Genomic DNA, 19,994 nt, shown 5'->3' on the forward strand with positions numbered 1-19,994 from the left:
GGTGCCCGCCCTTTCAACCCCGCTTAAGGGGTGAGAGGGCGGGCGCTGCCTACCTAAATTGACTCGGCCGGCGCCTCCAACATCAGAGCGCCCGTCTCGGCCGGACTCTTGCCCTCGCTGTGGCAGCGGCGCAGCAAGCGGTCCCGGCACATCATGATGCCTTGGGCATCCGACCGGTCGACCTCACCGTGTTCTTCGATGTGTCGCGTGACCAGCTCCTCCCATTCGAGAAACTCTTCGGACTCCGGCTTCAGCGGCCTGATGCCGTTAATTTTCTTTCCCGTTGGCTTTGCCATTTGTCGTCCTTTCGCTCTGCAGTGGTTGGGATGGACGACATACTGGCTCTGTTTTCCCGAGAGGTGTCGGGGAATGGACCGTCCAGATGGACGATGTTCAAACTACCCCGGCTGACGAATGCAAGGCGAACGGGCTGTCGGTCGTAGCCGGTGAGCCTACTAGGGCGCCCGTGACGAGGTCGATCTGTTCAGCCGGGCGAGGACAGGCCTGGACTCAGCACCGTGACCTTGCGTCTCGTCTGGCTCATCGTTGCAATGAATGGGCGCGGCTCGTAAGGCTTCTCAACCACTCCGGGGGGAGTCTCCATCGCTCGGCAAGACGGTTCGCTCTCGGAAGACACTTCTCGATCCATTCGCCGCGCGCCTTCCCAGAACGCTTAAGGAGGGCCTCCTGATCAAAGGCATCGGAGCGAGAGTCGAAGCGGACAGCACCGAGAAGATGCCAGTGCCGGCCCCGCGTCCACCCCTTATTCGTCGGCGAGTTGTGCGAACGAAATCGCTGCCGAAGGTCTGTAGTGGCGCCGACGTAAACGATGCCGCACCGCGAGACAAGTAGATATGTCCAGCCACGATCTCTTCGAACTGTTCGACCCGAGGTAGAAGCCGAGGATCGCTTTGGTTTTGTGTTGTACCGGCCCCGTTGGTAGTGGGAATTTACACCGAGCACGACGTTCAGGGACACGCCAAGCTGCTCCGCGATTTGTTCAAAGGTAAATCCACCTTGCTCAAGCATGGCGAGCACCGGTGCAGTTTTGGGGGTTGGTTTTGCCACGGACGTTGTGCTCTTACGGACGATTAATCTGTCCTTGCGAGGGCGGCTTTCCAGTGCAGCAACCCGCCCACCTGAACTCGATTGATGTTCACGTCGCACTCGACGAATGCCGCGGTGAGCTGCCGTAGCGCGGCCGCGCGCGAGACTGACCGTTGCGGATCTGCGCTGCGTGAGCACATTCGGGACACCAGTGTCCGTTGCGAACGATCCCCAAAGTCGTCTGCCACTGATGTCCCCGGTCGCAGACCCAGGTCAACTTCGTGAGTGTGTTGGTGTAGGTCGTTGAGAGGCACTGCCCGCCACGGGCATGCGCGGCCTGCCTGGCAGCCTCGATGCCCAAGCGCAGTTTCTCCAAGTTGCAGGCGCGGCACCAGGCACCTCTCAGGGCTCTTGCTCCCGATGTCTCCCATTCGTGTCCCGCGGCGCAGCGAAAGCGGTACTGGTGCATTCCACCCAGATAGGCCTCGCTTTCGCACGTGCCGCCCTTGGCTGCCGCCGCAGCTTGCAGCCGCTGCAAGCCGTCGGGCAACCGGTAGGCGAGCCGCTTTTCAGCCGAAGCACAGCGCCTACACCAGGCGCCGCGTGCTACCTCCCCACCGGCCGCGTCCCACTCGTGTCCCTGCCCGCATCTAAAGCGATACCGGTGCGCACTACCGAGGTAGGCATCGCTCAAGCAAAGTCCGCCCTTGCCGGCTGCTACCCGCTGCAGTCGGAGAAGTCCGTCCACCAAAAGGCGGCGTGCGTCGGCGGCAACCTTGACGCACGTTGGACATTGCAGGCATCCGGGCTGGTTCATGCCACGCTTCGGCGCCCGAAGCCACTCGTGCCCCTGTGAACATCGGAACCGATGCTGTGTCTCCACGCCCTTCCATTTCATTTCCAGGCAGGTCACCCCATCCCGCTTGGCCGCTTGATGCAGGCGCTGCAGCATGTCTTCGCCACGGCAGTGTTCGCACGACGTCGTCAACCGCAGCACGGCCGATGGCACGGCAAGCAGTTCATGCCCTCGCCGACAGACGAAGCGGTGACGAACGTGCCACCCGCCCCATACAGTGTCGAGACACTGCCATCCCATCTGGGTCGCGGCCGCCCGCAGCTTCTTGCTGTGGTCCAAAACCGGGTGAGGCTGCGAAAGCGGGTTCGCCGCTGCGCGCTGCCTTTTGGCGTTCTTGCTTGGCTGCGTCGTGCTCATGTCAGGACTGCTGTAAAAGGTCCGCCCGAACGATGGTCGGCGCTGACTTGGGAAAGCGTTTACCCAGCCTCTGCGGACGATCCCGGTAGGGACGAGGTCTTCCCGAGAACGTGAGGCCCCCTGCTGCGTTTCGCCTGCATACGCTCTTGCCACGCCTCCTGCTCGCACTGGCGGCACCACACTCCCGCAAACACATGCTTGATCACGGCGTTCCATTCGTGACCGCGGGCGCAGCGCCAGCGGTAGCGCCTGGCGCCGATGTACTGCTCCGACAAGCAACTGCCCCCGTGAGCCCGAGCCACTTCCTGCATCGAAGCAAACAGATGTTCCCTGCGGTGATCCAGGAGTTGGCGCTGCGTGCGCTGGTCGGACGTGGTTCGTTGCGGGGGGCGACGCTTCCTGGGCGCTGCAAGGCTCGCTGTGGCAGGCTGTTGCCTGAGTTCCCGGCACACTGGGCACCAGTTGCCCTTCAGCACGGATTTGCAGTCCGCGGTCCACTCGTGGCCATGGTGGCATTGGAAGCGGTAGGGCGCCCACAATCCGTGGTATTCCTCACTGAGGCATCGGCCCATCCGCTCCAGCGCCGCTTCACGCAATCGGTCAAAGTTTTCGTGGTTGTACTTCGCCGCGTTCAGGCATCGCAGACAGTGGGGGCGTGCGATGCAACTGTCACCGCGTCGCAGCCATTCGTGGCCGTGAGCGCAACGGAAGCGGTACTTGTGCTCGCAACCCAGCCACTGCATATCCAGGCACGTGTTGCCGGCAGCCTGCGCCGCGAGATGAATGGCTCGCATGCGTTCTTCGCCGCAGACGCCTTTGGGCTCCGTCGTCATGAGCGGCCTTCCTCTCAGCCCTTGTCGAAATTGCCGAGGGACGCGATCAACGTGGCGCCGCAGCTGGTCTTGTGCCCGTCGAAAGCGACCGGCACTCCGTCGACGGTGAAGTTGGGGTCGCCCTCGACGATGGTGCAGTTCTTGTGGCCCTTCTTCGGGCAGATGCACTTGTCGCCGAGACGAGCGACGGGAATCCCTTGCACGGTGTGGTGGGTCGCGCCGACGGCGACGACTATGCCGCCGTGACTGGTGCGGTCACCGAGACGAATGATGTTGACCATTGAAGTTGCTGGTATCCGGAATCAGGAAACAGTCGATTAACTTTGACAAGACCATGATGGCTCTGATTCTGCAGAATCTCGACACTTCGTATTGCTGCGGGTAACTTGCGAAGGCGTTGTTGGCAGCTGCAGCACTTAAGGTTTGATCATGCTGCTCGGAATATTGGCGTTAGTTGTTCTATGGCTTGACAAACTTTGTGTCTTGCTCATCATTTGTTATATAAATTCCATCCAGCTTCCCGCCGGAGTATGTATATCTGTATGTGAAGAAAATTTTCCCATCCAAATACTTTTCAACCTCCAAGAGAAGATTGTTTTCATAAGTGGCTTTGATGTACGTCCTTCTTGCCGATGCTTCTGCTTCTTTGATTTCGCCAATGAGCTTAACGGGGTGGTCATACCCCCCAAACATTTCATAGTACTTAACTTTGGTCATAACGCTATCCCCATTTCCTGCAAGTACAGGAATGCCAATGACTGAAGCAACCACAAAGACTATTGAAGCCCGCATTATTTTGGCCTCTTCTTGGTAGTTAAGTTCAACTCCTTCAGCATTTTTTCTTGGAATGTGTGGCAATTCTGCCCGCCGGGCCAGCTCCATTGACCATTGTATTTCTTCGCGAAATCTCTTACCTGATTCTGTATTTCTTCACTGCTGCGGTTATCGTTTGAATATACGTCAAACACATTAACGCCGCGGCTCCTGTCGCCATGGTGCGGATCTCTGGTCGGTGTTCCCCCGAACCGTCGTTGGCCATTTAGATCACCAGGCACCCCCAAAACTGTCTCGGTTAGGCTGACTCCTTTGGATGGCCACCATCCATAACTTTCATTTCGGCCCAGCTCCACCCACCAATGGCCGTATTTGTCCTCGGCAGAAAGATCAATGTCTTTTCTTAGGATTGTTATGTCATTTACCTTGGTTGGGGACTTGGTGGATGGTGTTAACCCCAGGCGGTCTGTCCATCCAATTGGATTTGGTGCGTAGGCGTGTAGATTGTTGCCGCCGTTTAAACCAATCGGATCACGCGAGGCGAACCGCCCGGAGTGCGGATCGTAGTACCTGTATCGGTTGTAGTGCAGCCCGGTCTCTTCATCAAAATATTGCCCCTGGAACCGGATCTGGTTGGTGAAGCCCGCCTTCCGCGCCGCCTCGCTGATCACCTCCTTGGCCTGTCCCCACGCCTTGTACTGCGCCGCCCAGGCGACGTTGCCCTCGTGGTCCGTGAGTTCCTGCGGTGTGCCCAGGTGGTCGCACTGATAGAAGACGATCTCTTCCTTGCTGAAAGGCACCGTTTCTCCCTCGAAATCGCCGTTCCACAGCGGGTCGAGTTCGGTGGCGTATTGCCCTCCGTTGGACGCCATCAACGCCTTCACGTCGGTGGTCGGCGCCAGTTGGACGATCTCGCTCCTTCTGGCCTGCAGCAAGGGCACGAAGCCACCCGGCTCATGGATATAGTGGACCGTCACGCCGCATTGCGGGTCTGCACTGCTCTCGAAAGCCAGCGAATTACCGTCCCAGCCATAAAGAGTGGTGCGGGCTGTACCGGAGACTGAACCGTCTTCAGCCGCTCGTTGGCCCCGCTTGGCGATGCGTCGGCCCAGCGGGTCATATGCAAAGCTCGTCGTGCCTTGCGGGGTGACCGCCTGGCTCATGCGATTGAAAGCGTCCCACTGGAACGTGCTGTGCTGCCCGTTGTGCACACGTTCGATGAGGTTGCCCCGCTCATCGTAGCTGTAAGCGCTGCCCGCGTATTCCTTCAGCAGGTTGTCCAGCACCTTGGGCAGCGTGGGACGCCCATGGGCCTTGCGGTGCTCCCTGTCCTCGACCGAGGGCGTCAGGATGTTGCCCGCCGGGTCGAAGGCAAAGGTCTCCTTGGCCAGCGCGCTGGTCGCCTGCAGCAGCCGGCCCACCGGGTCGTAGCGATACGCCAGCCGTCCCCTGCGGCTGTCCTCGATGTGGTCGAGCTGCCCGGCCTGGTCGTAGCGGTAGCGCCGTATGATGCCCGCTTGTGCGCCGACGTTGCTATGCGATTGCTGGTAGGCCTCGCTGATGTCCACCGGCCGGGGCTGCTGGCTATGCTTCACTTGCTGCTCCAGCAGTCGGCCTAACGGGTCGTACTTCTGGTGCTGCTCCAAGCCGTTGCCCTGCTGCCTGTACACCTCCCGGTGCAGCGCGTCGCGCTCGAAGCTCAGCATGTCTTCGCCGTCGAGCACCAAGCCATGAATGTGGCCCGAGCCGTAGGTGAGCCACTCCAGCGTGTGCCCGTCCGGCCGCGTGGTGCCGATGCGCTGGTTCAGCTCGTTGTAGCGGTGTTTCCAGACTGCAGTGCGCCTTTCCGGGAAGAAGAGGCCCAGGTAGTGATGGTGCTCGCGCACCAGGTTGCCGGCTTCATCGTAGAACCACTGCAGGCGCGCGTGCTCGTTCTTCGCTTCGCCGAGGCGGCCCCCAGGGTAGTAGGCGAAGGTTTCGATCTGCGCGTCCCTGCCGGGCGCCGTGGCCGTGCGCTTTTGCAGCCGGCCCATCGCGTCGAGTTCGAGTTTCGTCGTGACAGGGCCTTCCACCACTTCGGCCAGCACGCCGGTGGCTTCCTCGTAGCGGTATTCGGTGCGCTTGCCGTCGAATCCAGTTTCTTCCAGCAGCCGGCCCACTGGGTCGTAGCGGAAACTGTAGGGCTGGTCGTTTTCGTTGCGCAGTTCCATCAGGCGGCCGAGCTTGTCCCAGCGATAGCCCAGGCGTTGGCCCAGCGCATCAATGCGTTCATGCACCAGGCCAGTCGCTGTGTAGCTGTAGCTCGTGGTGCGTTTGAGCGCGTCGGTGTGCTTGAGCAGCCGGCCTTCGGCGTCATGGTAGAAGTGCTCTTCGCTTTCATCCGGGTGAACGACCGCTTCTAGCTGACCGGGGTGGTTGCCGAAGTCCTCGGGTTGATAGACCTGTTGCAGCGCTTCGGGCGTGAGGCGTGTATAGCGGTAGGCGGTCTCGTGGCCGGCGGCATCCGCTGTCTTCACCAGTCGGTCACGCTCGTCGTAGGTCCATTGTGTGGTGCGGCCGGAACAGTCGGTGTAGCGAGCGAGCTGGCCGCTGGCGGTGTATGCCAGCTTCTTGGTGCCTCCCTTGGCGTCGGTGACCTTGGTCACGCGGCCCGCTTGGTCGTAACCGTACTGCGTCTTGTGGCCAAGCGGATCGGTCTCTTCGCTCAGGCGACCTTGCAAGTCATAGTCGCGCTTCCAGACGCCGCCGTCCGGATCGAGGATGCCAGTGATGCGGTGTCCCTTGTCGTACTCGATGTGCACTAGGCTGCCATCGGCACGGGTGTGCTGGATCAGGTTGCCGAACTCGTCGTATCGGAAGTGCTCGGAGCTGCCATCTGGGTGGACATGGCAGGTGATTTTCTTGGTGTCGTCGCGGTAAAACCACTCCTCGCGCTTGTCGGCGTGGATGACGCGGTAGGTGTAGCCCTTGATGTCGTAGTAGACCCAGGTCTCCTGGCCGAGGGCGTCCGTCACGTAGGTCAGGCGGATGTTCTCGTCCCACTCCAGGCGGGTGTCGAAACTGCCATCGTCGGCCCACTCGCGGATGGCCTTGGCGGTCGGCTCCGTTCCGTCATATTCAAGGTTGATGCCTCGGCCGGTGCGATCGGTGTAGCGAGTGACCAGGTGGTGCTGGTACTGATAGTCCCAGGCAGCGCCGTTTTCGTCGCGTGCCTGCACCAAGTCGCCTTGCTCGTCGTACTGGTAGGCCGCCAGCTGACGCACCAGCTGGCCGTCCTTGATTTCCCAAAGTCCGAGGATGCGGCCGGTCTTGGCATCCGGTTGGACGCCGACGTGGGCGACCGTAGTTTCGCCCTGCTTGCTCAGGATGTCGCTGAGCACCTGCTCGCCGGCGTAAGGACCTTCGGTGAGCGTGTGATCGTAGCGCAGGCCGATGGCCGCGCCGTGCAGAGCCTGGAGCGCCACGAGCCGGAAGTGCTGGTCGCCCAGCGTCTGGGCCTTGCCTTTGCAGGTGTCGACCAACTCGTAGGTTTCGCGCCAAGGGCTGGGTTCACCTTCGGGCAGCGGCTTGCCCACGTCGAGCCACAGTAGCGTGGGGCTGATGCGTGTGAGCGTGCGGTTCTCGATGGTGTCGCGGTGGCTCTGCCCGACGTCAAGCCAGGGGTAGCGGTGGCTGCGGCCGTCGGCGCCGTGGTAAACCAGCGCCCGCTGACGGCCCTTGCCCAACACGTCGATGCGGGTGCTGAAGGGTGTCAGCCAACGGGCGCCAAGGCTGCCGTCGTCGAACGCCTGGAGGTTGCTGCGGTAGGTGCGGCTCCATTCGATGGGTAGCGGTGCTTGCAGCGCGAAGTCGGTGTGGGTGAAGCTCTCGGTGCCGGTGACCAGGCTGATGGACTTGCCCGTGCTTGCGGGCGCGGGGCCCAGTGGGCAGATGTCCGGATCCCCCTCGGGCTTGGCCTGCTTGCTGACCGCCTCGACCTTGTTGCCGTGGATGTTCTCGCGCACCTGGGTGCCTTTGTCGGCGCTCATCATCACTTGCCGCGTCTTGCGGCGCTTCGCCACGGCCTGCAGGATGCTTTGCAGCAGCCACATGATGCTGCGCTCGACGTTGGGGTCTGCCAACTGGGTCAGGCTGGCCCGAAAGCCGGCCTTGGTCTGCTGCAACGTGTTGATGAGGCCCTGCACCGTGGCGCGGGCCTTCTCGGGCAGCAGGTCGGCGCCTTTAGCACCCACGTAGTTGCCGACTTGCTTGTAGGCGTTGCCGTAGTGGGTCATGCCCACCTCGGCCATGTGCTTGGCGTTGCGGCCCATCTGCTTGGCCGACTGCATCATCTCCCCAAAGAAGGAGGTGGTCTTAGGGTCATAGACGACACGTGCGGGCGGCGGTGGCGGCGTGTTGAGCTTGAACAGCGGCTCTTTGCCGAGGCTGCGCTGGAGCACGCTGATGAGCGAGTCAGCGAACTTGTCGGCCCAGTCGGCGCACTCTTTGAGCATGCCGTCGAGCTTCTGCGTCGCCTGCGTGATGAAGTCCTCCATGGAACCGCTGATGTGGTCGGCCAGGTCCATCGCGAGAACTTCGAGCACCGCCGCACCGATGTTCTTGGCGCCGGCCGCGAAGCGGCTTCTGACGAGGTGCAGCGCGGGGCGCAGACTCATGCGCACGGCGCCCAGGGTGGGCACGATGCCGATGACGTTGATGCCGAGCGACACCCAGAGGAAGAAGTCGGCGCTCTTCTTCTTGAGGTAGCTTTCGACGATATGCACCACGTCCATCACGGCGCTGGCCAGCGCCATGATGTTGCCGAGCACGGGCAGGCTGCCGGCCACGGCGGTCAGGCGGTCGAGCGTGATGTAGTTGTCGGTCTTCTTGCGCAGCCAGGCGTCGAACTCGTTGGCGCTGGCCTGCAGGTCTTCGGGGGCTATGGTGTTCAGCGGGGCAACGGCCGTCTGCGGCTCGCGCTTGGGCGCCTGCTCTGCTTGGGCCGGCGTCTTTGTAGGCTCGGTCATGTGCTTTTTATGACGCCGTCAGACGGCGTGTTCCCTGAAGTCGTCGAGTGGTGCGGGGGACGGCTTGGCTGCGGCCATCGCGGGCATGCCAGGCAACCCGCCGGTCAGCTCGCTTGCAAATCCGTGCGGCAAGACGCCCGCGGCCTTTTGCACCACAGCGGGCAGGGCCTTGGACTGCGCCAGTTGCAAAGCCGGGTCGAGCAAGGCCTTTGCGCCGCTTTGCTGGACGGCCTGCACCGTGCCGAGCGCCTGCTGGGCCGTGGAGGCGATTGACGCCAACTGGCCCAGGCTAGCACCTGCCGTTGAGGCGCCGGCCGCGGTGCTCGCAAGAGAGGCCACGCCCGCGGCGCTGCCAAGGGCTCCAGAGGCCGTTCTAGCACCTTGCGAGGCGCGGACCATAGAGCCCGAGGCCGACATCGCCGAGGCACTCTCGGCAGGAGGCTCGGGTGGCCAGTTGAACTTGCCAAAGTAGCTGCCCTCGTCCCAAGTGTTGCTGGGATCTTTGCCGTAGACGATCTCCGCCATGCCCATCGGCACGCCGGCAACGGCGTTGAACCCCTTGCCGTCCAGCGCGCCGCTGCGGCTGGCCGCCTCGGAGTCCAGCACACTGAACTCGCCCTGTTTGACGCCTTGCACTCGCTCGCCGGTGGAGCGCACGTACTCGTGGAACAGCTCCAGGTTGCCCTTGGGCAGCTGGAACGTCTGCGGCAGGCTGGGCGAGCCCATGCTGGCAGGGCCGCTGTGCGAAAAGCTCGCCGCCTTGACCTGCCAGGGACCGCTGGTGCCATGCGTGATGCCGCCGCCGCTCCATTTGCTATAGCTGCCTCCACCGTTGATCAGCACCTCTTCCTTGGCCGTGATCGTGATGCGGTTCGCGGTGTGCGTGATGTTGAGCTTGGCCAGCAGGTTGATGCTGTCCTTGAGCGCCGTGATGTCGATGTCCGAACTGGCCGCCACCAGCTTCATGCCGGCCTTGTAGGCGAACAGGCGCACGGCCTCCTTGACGCTGGCCAGCAGGCTTTTGCCGGCGCTCACGCTGGTGTGGCCGCCGCTGGTCAAGGCGTTGTGCTCGGTGCTGACGACGTGGGTCGAGCCCTGCGTGGTGGTCTGGATGCCGGCCGGGCTGGCCAGCGTCAGGTGGGGCGCCTGGTACTCGGGGAACTCACCCTGTTGCGGGTTGCCGCCCGACCCCTTGATGTCGGCGGCCTGCGCTTGCAGCGCCTTGACGACTTCGTCCTGGTCGCCCGCCTGGTGGGCCTGCGCTTCCTTGGCTGCGTCGGACAAGCTTTGGTGCAGGTCCTGGCCCTGCGTCAGACGCTCCACCGTCTCGGCCATGTCCGTGATGTGGGCGCGGGCGTTGAGGCGCTCTTCGGTCGTGACCAGCAGGCCCTGCCTCGCACGGACGGCACCGTGACCATCTGTGCGCAGTTCAAAGCCCTGGCCCCTTGCATCCTTGCGCCCGGCGGTGTCTTCGATACGGGTGATGTGGCCCAGACTCAACTGGCTGCTCTGGTGGTCGCTCCGCGCCTGGACCTGCATGCCCTGGTCGGTGTCGTCGAGCAGCACGTGGTTGCTGCGTCCGCCCGCACTGTTGCCGCCGTCCTGCGTCAGTTCGCGGCTGCGCAGCCCTGTCAGGGCACGCTGCTCGGGCAGCTTCCAGGGCGGCATGTAGGCCTGGTTATGGACGCACCCGGTCACCAGCATCCGGTCCGGATTGCCATCCAGGGCGTGAATCACCACCTCAGAGCCCACCCTGGGGTGGCTGATGAGGCCGTTCTCGCTGCCTGCCCAGTTGGTGGCCACCCGCAGCCGGCAGCTGCCGCTGTTGTCGCGGTCCCAGTGGAACTGCACCTGAATGCGGCCGTACTCGTCAACGTTCAAACTACCCGTGCCCTCCGGGCCGACGACAAGGGCCGACTGGGGAGCCAGCATCAGGCTGGGCTTGCTGTTCCAGCCGAGGCCCGGCCTCCAGACGACCTTCCTGGGCTGGCACACGAAGGTGTTCCGGTACTCCGCGACGGCCTCATCGCCTTGCAGGTAGTTGTTGCGGGCTTCGTGGCGGGCTTCGATGATGAAAAACTCGGCGTCTTCGCCGCCGTGGGCGAAGTGGTCGGCGAGCTTGAACCAGCGACCGGGCTGCACAAAGGCGTTATTGCTATCGGCCTCGTACTGCTTGCCGCGCGCTTCGATTTCCTCCATGCGCTGGCGCGCCAGCTGTTCACCCCCCGAGCGGTCCTTGAAGCCGTAGTGCCCTTCGTAACTCTGCACGTTCAACTTGGGCACGTCGCCTTGCTCGACGATGCCGGGCATGTCGACGTGGACCGGCTGCGCTACCTTGAAGTCGAAGCTGGACACGGTGTAGCTGGCCGAGATGCCTTGCCGCTTGGGCCGCCACTGTGCGATGGCGTTTTCTTCCTGGGAGCCGGCGTTGCTGTGGAAGCGGATGTCCGGCGTCGCGCCGTCGATGGGCGCCGCGTCGAGCGTCGAGCCCCACACGACCCAGGTCTGCCCCTGCTCGCTGTGCTCGTACGAAAAGCTGTGCCCGGCGGCCTCGAGGCGGCGGCAGACGTAGTTGGCGTCGTGCTCCGACCACTGGACGGCCATCGTGAACGTCGGCTGCTCCCCGGTGACCTTCCACTCCCACACAGGCAGCGCCCCGTAGTCGGCGAACAAGACCTCCAACTGCTGCTGCAGGGTCTGGTGGTGGAACAGGCGGTTGTTCTGGCGCAGTGTGAGGAAGTGCAGCCACGGCACCAGTACGGCCTCGTAGAAGGCGATGCCGCCGTCCGTTTTGACGTGGACGAAGCTCCAAACGTACCCCGTGAAGTGCCTCAAGGTGCCGTCGGCGCGCACGAGCGACACGCACAGCTGTTTGCCCTGGAGATCTTCGAGCGGGATGTTCGCGCTGTCACTGAGGAGCTCGACGGTGTACCTGTAATTGCGCGACAGGGACTCGACGGCCTGCAGGCGTTCGGCCAGCAGTTCGGCCGATGGCGCATCGTCGTTGGGAAACGTCAGCCGCAGAAGGCGCGCGTGCTGGCGGCCTCCGATGAGGGCCGCCAGAGAGGTCAGAGGAGATGTGCTCATCCGTTGGAACGTGCCGGCGAGCGAGGGCACCGGCCTTGGAGTTGGTTCTTGAGCAGCGGACGCAACGGCGTCCAACCACCGGCCAGAAACGAGACGGCGCAGTCCCTCATTGGCATCGGAGCCCTCCCTGCAAGGCGTGCCGCCGTGTGGCTGGCAGCAATTGGATTGTGTGCAGGCAGTGTAGCCAGCAGGTCGCGCCCCAGCGCCGCACCTCCCCCGCTTTGGGGGTCTCCGGTTTGTAAATTTTCGTAGGAAAAGAGAAGGCCCGCGCTGCGATACGTGGCTTGCAGCGGCGGGCCGGAAGGCGCCCCATAGGGAGGGAAGAAATCAGGGCGCGCCGCGGAGTGTAGCGGTGGCCGGTGACAATGCGACCTGTGCTTTCTCCCCCCGTGCCCTCAACAACGTGGGGCACATGGCGACACAAGCCCGGGAACGCCGTCCGCTAAAAGCTGTGATTCACGCCAGGGAGGACGCCGTGACGCTCGTTTGGATACTGTTGCTTGGCTGTCTACTTGTGCTTGCTGTAAGTTGGTACACGGATTGGCAGGTCGCAAAACTTCGGCGAGCAGGCGTCTACCCCCAGAAGGGCCACGCCACTGACGCGGACGTGACACGCCTCATCGACTTGGGCATGCCAACGTATGCCATGCGCTGCGACCGGGAGGTGCATCAAGCCAGCTTGAAGGAAGCTCGCGACTCGGTCCGCCGGCAAATGAGCACCCGCTCCACACCCCGGTAGCAGGACTTCCCCCGCATTTCCCGGACCTCGGCTGCGCTTGCACGGGGCAGAGGCCCCACCAGGCCTAGGCTGCCAACAGGGGCAGGAAGAACCATAGCAGCGCGCCGCCCACCAGCACTGCCAGCCATGTGGCGATGGTGTCGGAGACGCGGTTGAGCAGGGAGAAGTAGGCCGCGCTGAAGGCGAGCGTGCCCAAGAAGCCCAAGGCTAGGGCCCAGCCGATCGACTCGAACATCAGCCCGAGGAGCAGCGCCAGCACCGAGTAGCCGACGGCGAAGTGCAGCGGGCGCTCGAAGCGGTGCACCAGCCAGGCGAAGCCGAGCAACAGGAGCACGGTCATGCCCGCTCCCCCGATCTGCCGAGGAGAAGGCGCTGCCCCGCAAGGAAACCCGCCAGGGCACCGACCGCCATTCCGCCGTAGAGATAAGGCAGGATCTTCTCGTAGTTGACGTCGGGGAACAGCACGGCGCTCAAGACAAGGACAAGCATGCACCCCAGGAGGGTTCCCCCGAGCACCAACAACGCACGCAACAGGGCGCGCATCACAACCCGCTCCGGGACGCGCCGACACCGCCACGTGTCCGGCGATGCTTTGCCTTGATCATCTGGTGCCCTCCCAATCTTGTGTTGCGCCGGACTCTAGAGGCTCGCGGAGAGCGCCAAGTTACAGAGTGCTGCCGGGCCTCTAGAGGCTGCGAGTCCTCGCCACCTCAAATGCAAAAAGGCCCGCCCCGCGGAAGCGGGACGGGCCATGGGTTGGTCTGTTGACGTCAAGCGTCGCCAACGATTCGGTTCGTTGAGACGTACAACGTTTACCTCTTAAAAGATGGGCCGATGCCGTGAATAGAGCTAGTCCCCAACTCGGCTTACTCAGCCCCACATCGTTTTCCATTCAAGTATCGTCGTCCCAGTGGCCGCATTCACCCACCGCTTGATCGGATCCCAAACCATCAAACCTTGTTCAAGCCGGTCGGCCATCGTGGTCAGAAGTTCGTCAAGGCTTCGTGCCACGACAATCGGCTCGCCTGTTCCGTTGTCCTTCAGAACTTGACCACGGACGCCGGCCGGCCCTGGCTGCAAGTCGACAAGCAGCATGTTGTAGGTATTGCTGCCGCTCAATGGGATGCGGTGCGGATTCCACCACTCCGGCCGGATCTCCATGTCAGCCCAGGTCTCGTCCTCCTCTGGAAAGTTATCCATCCCGCCTGGCTGCAACTTCAGATCGTCTGCCAATCGACACGTGCTCTGCCACTTGTACACCATCATGTCCAGGCTGCACCAACCGCCGTAGTAGAAAAAGTAGGGCCCGTGATCGATCGTTTGGTCTGCTGCCCCGTTGTGGCGAAGGTACGCCGTCCGCACGTCCTCGGGGAACGATACCCCCAACGCTTGTTCCGCGGCGTGGATCTTTTCTAAGGAGGCGGGCGGGTTCAACGAGGCCAACACCTCTGGTGCATGGCGCTCTAGCAGAGACTCCAGCCGATCCCAAAGTTCGTTCATCAAGGCTCCCTTTCAGTTGGTTGCCGCGCCGGTCCGCTTGCCCAAGTACCGCGGCAGCTACGCTCGGTTCTCGGCTCACATGACGAAGACCCAAAAATCGTCGCCCTTACCAGGCACCAGCGGTTGCCCACGGGGCTGATCATCGGCGAAGGTATGGTCCACCACCCGTTCGTATCTGTACCAATTGGTCAGCTGGGCGGAGCCTGCCTTCTTGTTGTGCGCATCGTTGATCCGTTTGACGGAAGTGCGGTCGGGATTGAAGAAGCCGCCATTCCATGTTGAGGCGAACGGGTACTCGTCACAGGAGCAGGGCACGGATCCGGCGGCGCAACTCGCCGATTGCTTCTTCGGCAAGCGTGTCTCGATCAGCGAGTTGGATGCACCGCAAGACCGATCGCGATTTTTTTCCTGCACCCTTTCGGATTTCGCCCGCTGCAAGGCGTTTATCCCGCGGACCTCGTCCGCTGCGATCGCCCGCGTTCCTGCTTTGAGCTTGAACTTGCCGGGCGAACGAGCGGCCGGATCCGGGTTGTTCTGCGCCTCGTAGATGTGCTGAGCGGCTTCGGATAGCGTCGTATCGGACCGGCTCAGGGGATAGACCGCTGCAGCGTCGGGAAACACGCAGCCATTGCTCCCACTGTGCGCCACTCCTTTGTCGCATCGCAACCTGGGCGGTTGGCCGAGCCCCGAGCCGACGTCGTTGTAGATCGGCGGTCCGCCGGGGTTCAGCGGCGCTTCGTACGGCGTTCCGTTCTGGGTGTAGTAGAAATTGAAGATGTCCACCAGGAACTCCTCCCAGTCGCTCTTGGTGTTGGGATCCTTCGTCCAAGAGAACGCGACGTCGAAGGCTTGGGCCGCACCCCATTTGCCGACGCTCGCGGTGCTGGCGACCACGTCGGGCGCGGTGTAGGTGCACTTTTGTGCCGTGCTGTTGTTGTACCCGGAGGTACAGGCCACCCGTGGACGGAACTTGAGCACGGGACGTGGGTTTCTGCCCGTGTAATTGGGATCCGGCGTGAACTCCGCGACTTGGATCCTGATCTCGTAGCGTTTGGCGAGTCGGTTGGCGGGACCATGGGCTGACACTTGTGTCTTGACACGTGCGGTACCGACCCGCGTCTCGATGTACCCACTGTTCGGATCGGGCCTGGTGTACTCGTACACCGTGAGGTAGTTGCTGAGCCCAACGCGACAGTCGACGTGTCGGTTCACCAGGCTGCTCTCATAGTCGTTGTTGGCTCCGGTCACGGTCGCGAACTCGTTGTCGCTGCCGCACGGGTGCTCCCCGCCTCTCGGTATCCCGGACGCAGCTGCTGCCTGCGCATCGGTGACGTCCGCCCGGTCGACCGCAGCCTCGCTGACATCGACATCCTCGGCGGCCGCGGTTTCGTCCGAACCTCCGCCGCCGCATGCGGTCAAGGCACAGGCCGCCGCGATGATTACACCGACGGTGAAGCGCCGTGACCCTGTTCCAACTGCTCGTGCTGCCATAGGGATCCTTTCGCAGAGTGCATAGGAGCACGTGTTCCTCGCACCAGCACGGAACGACGGCCGGGCCCGCGAGAGGTCGCACGTGGGGAAAAGGAAGGAAACCGTGCCGGACATAGGCGCGGACAAACCGTCCTGCGTCATCTGGCGCGGTATGGCGGGAGTTGCCGATGAGTTCTTGATGTACCAGGCAACGGTAGCGACGATAGCGACCATCCGAGTGAGCGCCAACCTGCGATGGGTGTCAGGCGCCATGCCGGGCCGTCACTGTGCAGGGACGCGTACCTCGCCGCGATCAGATGAGGTCAGGATCCACTCAGCAGCAACAGCGCCTCGGCCTCGCGGCGGGCCAGAAGGCCGGGCAGCACCCGGCCGCGGCCGTAGAACCAGCGGCGCTGCTCGCGCACTGCAGCGGGCCAATCACGCACGTTCACCCGACGACGCAATGAGGACGTGCGTAGCCGACCAGCACCAAGGTTGAAGGTGCAGTCGACGATCGCAGCCAGCCGGCCGCGCGTCCCGGTGGCGAGCCCTGGGCAGCTGCGCAGCGTTGTGCCGAACGCCTTGACTAGGCTTGGACCAGATTAGCCATGGCCGGGAGGCTGGGCAGACGGCTTAGCTGGCAAGCAGCACATGCGCGTCCCGAGAGCCACTATCGAGAATCCCGGCTCTCAGTCGCCAGCCGCCCGAGCAGCGGCGTCAGGTCTTGCAGCCAATGCGCCACCAGGTGCCGCACCTCCCCGTCGCGCTGCCACACCCCGTAGACCGCCATCAGTCGTGACTTGAGCAGGGCGTCCCGCTGCTTGTCATGCACAAGCCCGGCGAAGAGAAACTGATGATGGTGGTGCTCAGCGAGGAGGAGTACGCGCCGTGGCTGGAGGCACCGGTGCAGGAGGCGAGGCGCATGCTGAACCAGTACCCGGGAAGGACTCGCGGCGGGACCCGATCCGCTGCCGGCCAAGGGCTCGCGCGCCGCTGATGCAAGCGCCGAGGGCGACACCTAGCGCCAAGGAACAGGGCGGAGCGACTGCCGCTCTATGGAGCGAGTTGCGCAAGGTTGCACGCCCGCGCTTTGGACTTCCTGTTGAGTGAGCGGTAGGCTGCCAGCTGTGCGGCAGCAGCTCGTCGATGAATCGGTGCGGCGACGGCTTCGAGCAGGTCGGGTGCCGATGGCGGGCAAGACCCGGCACAAGCGGCGTAGGGGAGGGGGCTCGACGTAGCTCTGTAAGACCAGACAAAGGCACCTCCTGCGCCACACACCTATGGCAAGATCCGCTCGGCAACCTGATGCTGCAACCATCGGAGGACCTGGAAATGGGATGCTGGGCGATCGACTCTTTCAGCAACGACGATGCCGCCGACTGGATTGCGGAACTCACAGAGCAAGATGACTGGACGCCGGTGGACGAAGCCCTGGCCACCGTTGTGGAGACAATCGAATACGTCGAGGCGCCAGAAGCGGCCGAAGGTCTTGCCGCCGCAGAAGTCGTGGCCGCGGCGCTCGGCCGGCCTGGCCCGGCGGCAACGGCCAACCCGGCGCTCGTCAAATGGCTTGCCCGTACCCAGCCCCGGCCCAGCAGGCAACAGGTCGAAACGGCAGCAAAGGCTGTGGCCCGGGTGCTCGCGGAGGATTCAGAACTTCGCGAGCTGTGGGCGGAGACCTCAGATTTCGAGGCATGGAGGACCGATGTCGAAGGCCTCCTTGCGCGACTGAACGTCTGAGACTGCAGCGCTCCGCGCAGTGGTGCCGTGAGCAGCCGACTGGTGTGTCAGTTTCTCCACCCGTTGCCGATGTCTTCCGTGGCTGCTATTGCGCGACTGGCGGCCTTGTGCAAGAGCCCTGCGCGACTGAATAATGACCGTTGGCAGCGGTAGCACGGTCTCGCACACTGTGAGCCACGGCGAGACCCGGCCGTCACCACGACGCGAGCGAAAGCCCGAGAAGAGCGGTACGTCGAGAATCCGATCGGCTCTCCGGAATGTCTGGACGGCAACGAGAGCACTGTAGTCGCAGGGGGGGTTGCAATGCGCATGAGGCTCCGCTTGTTTCTTTATGCGCTGCTCGGCAGTGCCGGCGGTATCGCGCTCTACGATGCCAGCTGGTGGCCCGTTCTCGCCATCTCGCTCGCGAGCTGGCTCGCCCTCCTGAGCCTGGACGAGGCTGCACGGCGTCCAACTGCGCCTTGCCGGCTTCTGTCGTTGGTTCATCTCGCTACGGGCTCGGCCGCGTACTGGGTCCCCCTGTTCACGGTGGCATTCGACCCGGTCGGCGCGGCTTTCGCTCACAACTTCGCCCCGGGGGGCTTCTGGCGCCTCCTAGTGTCGCTCCTGCTCGCCGGCTTCACAGCCAGCGGGTACGTGCTCGCCACTGCTTTCGCCTTTGATCGGTCTCGACGTTCGCCCACAGGCCGTGTGCTGCTGTTCGCCGGGTTTGTCTGGGCTTGGGAATGGCTCCGCACCGAGTGCCTGCACTGGCCATTGGCGAAGCTGGCGTATGGCTTCTCGAACAGTCCCCTGATGGATGTTGCACCCGTGGCCGGCGCCTACGGAGCTAGCGGTCTTGCGGTCGGACTGGCGACCTCGATCGCAGTGCTGGTTCCCATCCGGACCTGCGGGCCAGCTCTCCTTGCACCTGTTCTGATCATGTCTTCGGTCCTTGGCGCGATCGCGATGCTGCACCTCGATCGACGCGACCTACCGACGGACACCCGCCTGGTGTCCGTCGCGTTGTTGACTGCTCCTCCCAACGAGAAGTACGCGCGCGCGAGGCTGAAGGCACGGGCCGAATACATCATCGACTTTGCTGCCCATGCACCGGGCCAGACCGTCGTGTTCCCAGAAACCGCACTGCCCCTGCCATGGCAGCTCCTGCCGACGTCCGTTCGAGGGCGCATCCAGGAGATCGGGCAATCAAAGACCGTAGTCGTGGGTAGCTTCCGCATGACAGACGATCGAACCTTCAACACGGCCCTGGTGCTGTCGCCTGCGGAGCCCGTGGCCTTCGTCGACAAGCACATGCTGTTCATTTTTGCAGAGTTCTTTCCGCCCGGCCTGCAGTGGGCCAAGCCACTGATGCAGATGCCCTTCCAGGATCTGACGCCCGGCGAAGTGACGCGCGTCTACTCCGGCGAGCCGGTCCAATCGGTGCTTATTTGCCAGGACGTTGCATCACCGACGGTCAGCGCACGGCGTGCCGAAGGGACTGATTCGGTGCTCCTCATCAGCGACTTGAGCTGGTTCGCCGATGACAGAGCCAGTGCCAACCAACTCATGATGGCCCGATGGCGAGCTGCAGAGACCGGGCGTTGGCTGCTGATGGCAAACGTGCCGAAAGGAGCAGCTCTCGTCACGCCAGCGGGCGTCGTTGCTCAAGAAGCACCCTCGCAGGCGTCAGCTTGGCACGTTGATGTGCCGCGGCTCCCCGCCGGGACGACGACGGTCTACATGCGAGCGCCGGCCGCCTTCCTGCTGATCTTGCCCCTCGGTCTCTTGCTGGAAACCCGAAGGAAAGAGAAACGGGGCACGACGGGCGTGCTTGAACCCTCCGGCCCCCCACCGCCATCGCTTGGGTAGCGCTGCATTTGGCCGGGCCTGTCAGGCAGTCGAACGAGCTCCATCCCACGGCAGTGAATGGCCCCTGCCGTGAAACCGCGACGTCCACGGGCGCCTGTGCGTCCTACCGACTTGCTACAACGTGACTCTAGGGCCCAGGGTGACGTGCGTGCCCATCCCACCGAGGGGCGGTTCGTGCCTGGGCGAGACGGCCGCGGCCTTTGTGGAGGTGGCAGGAACGAGGTGAAGGACTTTGTCGCGGCCCCGCCCTCACCGCTCGGGCCCGAGTAATCCAGACGGCACGAGTTGAGGCTCCAGCAAATCCTTCATTCAGTTACTAGAAGAACAGATTTGAAAAACAAATGAGAAATCTCATGGAAGACCTTACTTAACACTCTGTAAAGCTGTATCAAGATGGCATTTATGATACTGACACTCAGAACGTTCTTCATCAGCAAACCTTCAAGGGGAAGAGAATGAACGCAAGCAGGGAGTCCAGGAAAAGCAGGCAGCGTGGTCAAGGGATGACCGAATATGTCATTGTCGTCGCTTTGATTGCTGTCGCTGCCATCGCTGTATACCAGTACTTTGGTCAGACGGTCCGAAATCAAACGGCAGCAGTGGCGCAAGAAATTGCCGGCGGCAACGGTGCTGCGGCGCGGACAGAGGCCGGGAACGCGGCAAACGATGCAGCGCGGCGAGCCGATCAGAAGGCGACGTTGAACGACTACACGAGTCAGAAAGACAAGTAAGAG

16 protein-coding genes and 1 pseudogene are annotated in these 19,994 nt (G+C 63.0%); 4 read left to right on the forward strand and 13 right to left on the reverse strand.

What is annotated here, in order from left to right; genetic code table 11:
• Positions 1–53: 53 nt before the first annotated feature.
• The 13 genes and pseudogenes from OOT46_RS22885 to OOT46_RS22940 all read right to left on the reverse strand — a co-directional run bounded on the left by OOT46_RS22885 (position 54) and on the right by OOT46_RS22940 (position 16,501).
• Complete coding sequence (locus tag OOT46_RS22885) at positions 54–296, reverse strand: hypothetical protein (RefSeq protein ID WP_265405939.1); 243 nt, start codon at positions 294–296, stop codon at positions 54–56.
• A gap of 244 nt (positions 297–540) precedes the next feature.
• Complete coding sequence (locus OOT46_RS31015) at positions 541–1,029, reverse strand: GIY-YIG nuclease family protein (protein ID WP_416136246.1); 489 nt, start codon at positions 1,027–1,029, stop codon at positions 541–543.
• 127 nt (positions 1,030–1,156) lie between these two features.
• Positions 1,157–2,260, reverse strand: a complete 1,104-nt coding sequence (locus tag OOT46_RS22890) for a hypothetical protein (protein ID WP_265405940.1) — start codon at positions 2,258–2,260, stop codon at positions 1,157–1,159.
• Between the two features lie 847 nt (positions 2,261–3,107).
• Positions 3,108–3,374, reverse strand: coding sequence for a PAAR domain-containing protein (locus OOT46_RS22895; protein ID WP_265405941.1), 267 nt, complete (start codon positions 3,372–3,374; stop codon positions 3,108–3,110).
• 178 nt (positions 3,375–3,552) lie between these two features.
• Positions 3,553–3,864, reverse strand: a complete 312-nt coding sequence (locus OOT46_RS22900; protein WP_265405942.1) for a DUF6156 family protein — start codon at positions 3,862–3,864, stop codon at positions 3,553–3,555.
• A gap of 20 nt (positions 3,865–3,884) precedes the next feature.
• Positions 3,885–8,873 (reverse strand): RHS repeat-associated core domain-containing protein, encoded by a 4,989-nt coding sequence (locus OOT46_RS22905; RefSeq protein WP_265405943.1) that lies wholly within the window; start codon positions 8,871–8,873, stop codon positions 3,885–3,887.
• A gap of 18 nt (positions 8,874–8,891) precedes the next feature.
• Complete coding sequence (locus OOT46_RS22910; protein ID WP_265405944.1) at positions 8,892–11,960, reverse strand: type VI secretion system Vgr family protein; 3,069 nt, start codon at positions 11,958–11,960, stop codon at positions 8,892–8,894.
• Between the two features lie 803 nt (positions 11,961–12,763).
• Positions 12,764–13,039, reverse strand: a complete 276-nt coding sequence (locus tag OOT46_RS22915; protein WP_265405945.1) for a hypothetical protein — start codon at positions 13,037–13,039, stop codon at positions 12,764–12,766.
• A complete protein-coding gene (locus OOT46_RS22920; RefSeq protein ID WP_265405946.1) occupies positions 13,036–13,242 on the reverse strand; it encodes a hypothetical protein in 207 nt (68 codons plus the stop codon). Before OOT46_RS22920 ends, OOT46_RS22915 begins: the two co-directional genes overlap by 4 nt.
• A gap of 327 nt (positions 13,243–13,569) precedes the next feature.
• On the reverse strand, positions 13,570–14,199 hold the full coding sequence (locus OOT46_RS22925) for an SMI1/KNR4 family protein (RefSeq protein ID WP_265405947.1): 630 nt from the start codon (positions 14,197–14,199) through the stop codon (positions 13,570–13,572).
• A gap of 75 nt (positions 14,200–14,274) precedes the next feature.
• Entirely contained in the window at positions 14,275–15,690 is a 1,416-nt protein-coding gene (locus OOT46_RS22930; RefSeq protein WP_265405948.1) for a hypothetical protein, read from the reverse strand.
• Positions 15,691–15,992: 302 nt separating this feature from the next.
• Positions 15,993–16,259, reverse strand: a pseudogene (locus tag OOT46_RS22935) (glycoside hydrolase family protein); the annotation flags it as partial.
• 80 nt (positions 16,260–16,339) lie between these two features.
• Positions 16,340–16,501, reverse strand: a complete 162-nt coding sequence (locus OOT46_RS22940) for a hypothetical protein (protein ID WP_265405949.1) — start codon at positions 16,499–16,501, stop codon at positions 16,340–16,342.
• Between OOT46_RS22940 and OOT46_RS22945 the strand changes: the two genes are divergently transcribed.
• From OOT46_RS22945 to OOT46_RS22960, 4 genes are all read left to right on the forward strand, one after another.
• Positions 16,496–16,666 (forward strand): hypothetical protein, encoded by a 171-nt coding sequence (locus OOT46_RS22945; RefSeq protein WP_265405950.1) that lies wholly within the window; start codon positions 16,496–16,498, stop codon positions 16,664–16,666. The two genes, OOT46_RS22940 and OOT46_RS22945, sit on opposite strands and share 6 nt — an antisense overlap.
• Before the next feature lie 308 nt (positions 16,667–16,974).
• The gene (locus OOT46_RS22950; protein WP_265405951.1) at positions 16,975–17,409 is read left to right on the forward strand and encodes a DUF4259 domain-containing protein; all 435 of its coding nucleotides are present in this window, start codon (positions 16,975–16,977) and stop codon (positions 17,407–17,409) included.
• Positions 17,410–17,718: 309 nt separating this feature from the next.
• A complete protein-coding gene (locus OOT46_RS22955) occupies positions 17,719–19,260 on the forward strand; it encodes a nitrilase-related carbon-nitrogen hydrolase (RefSeq protein ID WP_265405952.1) in 1,542 nt (513 codons plus the stop codon).
• A gap of 503 nt (positions 19,261–19,763) precedes the next feature.
• Positions 19,764–19,991, forward strand: a complete 228-nt coding sequence (locus tag OOT46_RS22960; RefSeq protein ID WP_322114284.1) for a hypothetical protein — start codon at positions 19,764–19,766, stop codon at positions 19,989–19,991.
• Positions 19,992–19,994 lie beyond the last annotated feature (3 nt).

The organism is Aquabacterium sp. A7-Y, from assembly GCF_026153205.1.
GTDB lineage: Bacteria > Pseudomonadota > Gammaproteobacteria > Burkholderiales > Burkholderiaceae_C > Caldimonas.

What these genes read in the sequence shown, in the direction of transcription:
- OOT46_RS22885 (WP_265405939.1), bottom strand. Translation starts at nt 296, where the DNA reads ATGGCAAAGCCAACGGGAAAGAAAATTAACGGCATCAGGCCGCTGAAG.
- OOT46_RS31015 (WP_416136246.1), bottom strand. Translation starts at nt 1,029, where the DNA reads ATGCTTGAGCAAGGTGGATTTACCTTTGAACAAATCGCGGAGCAGCTT.
- OOT46_RS22890 (WP_265405940.1), bottom strand. Translation starts at nt 2,260, where the DNA reads ATGAGCACGACGCAGCCAAGCAAGAACGCCAAAAGGCAGCGCGCAGCG.
- OOT46_RS22895 (WP_265405941.1), bottom strand. Translation starts at nt 3,374, where the DNA reads ATGGTCAACATCATTCGTCTCGGTGACCGCACCAGTCACGGCGGCATA.
- OOT46_RS22905 (WP_265405943.1), bottom strand. Translation starts at nt 8,873, where the DNA reads ATGACCGAGCCTACAAAGACGCCGGCCCAAGCAGAGCAGGCGCCCAAG.
- OOT46_RS22910 (WP_265405944.1), bottom strand. Translation starts at nt 11,960, where the DNA reads ATGAGCACATCTCCTCTGACCTCTCTGGCGGCCCTCATCGGAGGCCGC.
- OOT46_RS22915 (WP_265405945.1), bottom strand. Translation starts at nt 13,039, where the DNA reads ATGACCGTGCTCCTGTTGCTCGGCTTCGCCTGGCTGGTGCACCGCTTC.
- OOT46_RS22920 (WP_265405946.1), bottom strand. Translation starts at nt 13,242, where the DNA reads ATGCGCGCCCTGTTGCGTGCGTTGTTGGTGCTCGGGGGAACCCTCCTG.
- OOT46_RS22925 (WP_265405947.1), bottom strand. Translation starts at nt 14,199, where the DNA reads ATGAACGAACTTTGGGATCGGCTGGAGTCTCTGCTAGAGCGCCATGCA.
- OOT46_RS22930 (WP_265405948.1), bottom strand. Translation starts at nt 15,690, where the DNA reads ATGGCAGCACGAGCAGTTGGAACAGGGTCACGGCGCTTCACCGTCGGT.
- OOT46_RS22945 (WP_265405950.1), top strand. Translation starts at nt 16,496, where the DNA reads ATGCACAAGCCCGGCGAAGAGAAACTGATGATGGTGGTGCTCAGCGAG.
- OOT46_RS22950 (WP_265405951.1), top strand. Translation starts at nt 16,975, where the DNA reads ATGCTGCAACCATCGGAGGACCTGGAAATGGGATGCTGGGCGATCGAC.
- OOT46_RS22955 (WP_265405952.1), top strand. Translation starts at nt 17,719, where the DNA reads ATGAGGCTCCGCTTGTTTCTTTATGCGCTGCTCGGCAGTGCCGGCGGT.
- OOT46_RS22960 (WP_322114284.1), top strand. Translation starts at nt 19,764, where the DNA reads ATGACCGAATATGTCATTGTCGTCGCTTTGATTGCTGTCGCTGCCATC.